Below are 1,902 nucleotides of genomic sequence, written 5' to 3'. Positions count from 1 at the left end.
CCGACCGGCAGCCCGTCCGCCGCGCGGCCGTCGTCGTCCAGGTCGACGTGCTCGAGGTCGTCGGCGGTGGGCTGTGGGCTCGAGTCCTCAGCCGACATTCAGACCACCCCCGCAGCCGTCGCGGTCGCGATCGCCACGGTCAGCGCCGACGCGGTGACGATGTAGCCGGTGATCGCTTTGCTGTACCATTCGCCGTCGTTGTCAAAGATTGCAGGAATCATGTTGTGAACCTCCGGTCTACGGTGGTTACTTGTAGGCGAGCACCCAGAACCCGGCTGCGTTCACGATCACCATGAAGACGCCGACCCACCAGAACTGCGTCACCGTCTCGTTGACGGCTGGGACCAGCGAAATCAGGATGTTGAACGCGACCATCATCACGACGACCATCGACTCGAGGTCGTTGAGGTCGTCCCAGCTGGTGATCCCGTTGGACAGCCACGCGACGAGAATCGTCATCATGGTGATGACGAACGCCCAGGTGATCTCGCTGCCGTGCGCGGCGTAGATCGCGTCAGTGAACGCCCAGTCGAACGGGAACGTCCCCGTCTCGAGGACGAACAGTTCGGTCATGGAGATCGTCGCCAGGACGAACAGCGGCGCGAGCACGCTGTCGATCGCATCGATACCGTTCTCTCGGTTTAGGGCGTTAGTCGCCCTCGTTGCTACGGACATTGTTGCAACGGCGAGCGATCGAACCCGTTCCGCCTAATATCTCAGCTATTTGGGTATTCATTAGGTATAATAGGTAACGGGTTGCCGCCCGGCCTATGGCGATTCGAAAACTGCAGGAAGTCGGCGGCGGATCGACTGGTGTGACCATCCCAAAGGACGATCTCGTCCTCGAGGACATCCTCGACGAAGATGGAACGCTTGACGGCGAGCATCACGCCCATGTCAACTACGAGGGAGACGGAAAGTGGACGCTGCAACTGCTCGAGATGGATAGTGAACAGTAACTATCCTTCGTCTTCGAGTTCTTCAGCGTCGAGATCGCCCTCGAGGTAGGCACGTCCCTTCTCGGTAATCCGGTAGGGGGACCCCTTCCCATCTTCCGTTTTCTCTAACAGCCCGTGATCGGCTAAAACGTCCATCCGACGCGAAAACGTACTCAAACTTCGGTCGACCATGCCGAACTCCTCGACGAGGTTGTAGTGAACTGCCCCGGGTTTGAGTGCTACCGGTCGATCGTCGATCTCGAGCTCTCGGAGGAACTCGAGGACCGCATCGTCAACTTCGTTCATCCACGGCACCCGGGGTCGCATACCCCCGTATTCTGTTGATCTTTTCTTAGTCGCACCGATGAAATTCTACTTTGCACGTTCATTACTACCTGTGCAAGTTCTATTGCATAGATTTAAGTTGTATCGCTCCAGTCGGAATCTTAACGGAAGCCAGACGGACCCGCCGGTACCCGGTCGGGTCCTCGAGAGAAACGCGGACCCGGTGTTTGGGGCACCGGCCCGCTGGCTTCCGTATCCAAGGTACGGAAGCATGCTAAGACGCAATCCGCGGGGGAATAAAGCCCTCGCTCGCTCGCAGAGAGGAACGACTACTCGAGAGTGCGCCCGATTTCCGATTTCGGTTCCGATTCCGATTATCGGAACTTTCGGAAATCGACTGAACCTAACGGAGAGTCCTCGAGAGACAGAATTTCATCGAAATCGATCAGTTTCGGAAATTTCGGAAACGGCCCGGAATCGCTTATTCGGTGTCCGCACTGACGTAGTAACCAGCCGACGGACAGCAGCCGTGCGCGTCGCCCCCTTCCAAGAAGTGACGCGCACGGTGAGTCCGCGGTCCCACGGATGTGAGACCATGACGTACATAGCACGCACCTATAGCCCGTTGCACGCTTTCGAAATTAGCTCCGACCTATCGCGGTGTAGTCACTAGCGTCTA

Annotated in this window: 4 protein-coding genes; 1 reads left to right on the top strand and 3 read right to left on the bottom strand. The window is 57.8% G+C overall.

The window, feature by feature from the left end; all coding sequences use genetic code 11:
* Nucleotides 1-98: 98 nt before the first annotated feature.
* On the bottom strand, nucleotides 99-221 hold the full coding sequence (locus C446_RS20335; RefSeq protein ID WP_275039923.1) for a hypothetical protein: 123 nt from the start codon (nucleotides 219-221) through the stop codon (nucleotides 99-101).
* Between the two features lie 25 nt (nucleotides 222-246).
* Nucleotides 247-675 (bottom strand): hypothetical protein, encoded by a 429-nt coding sequence (locus C446_RS17425; protein WP_006674458.1) that lies wholly within the window; start codon nucleotides 673-675, stop codon nucleotides 247-249.
* Between the two features lie 95 nt (nucleotides 676-770).
* On the opposite strand from C446_RS17425, the gene C446_RS17420 reads away from it, so the two are divergent.
* Nucleotides 771-959, top strand: a complete 189-nt coding sequence (locus C446_RS17420) for a hypothetical protein (protein ID WP_006674457.1) — start codon at nucleotides 771-773, stop codon at nucleotides 957-959.
* Here the strand turns inward: C446_RS17420 and C446_RS17415 are convergent, their stop codons facing one another.
* Entirely contained in the window at nucleotides 960-1,265 is a 306-nt protein-coding gene (locus tag C446_RS17415; RefSeq protein WP_006674456.1) for a helix-turn-helix domain-containing protein, read from the bottom strand.
* Nucleotides 1,266-1,902: the final 637 nt, after the last annotated feature.

It is taken from the genome of Halobiforma nitratireducens JCM 10879 (genome assembly GCF_000337895.1).
In the GTDB taxonomy this organism is placed as follows: Archaea; Halobacteriota; Halobacteria; order Halobacteriales; family Natrialbaceae; genus Natronobacterium; species Natronobacterium nitratireducens.
This window is presented reverse-complemented; position numbering and strand designations above follow the sequence as displayed.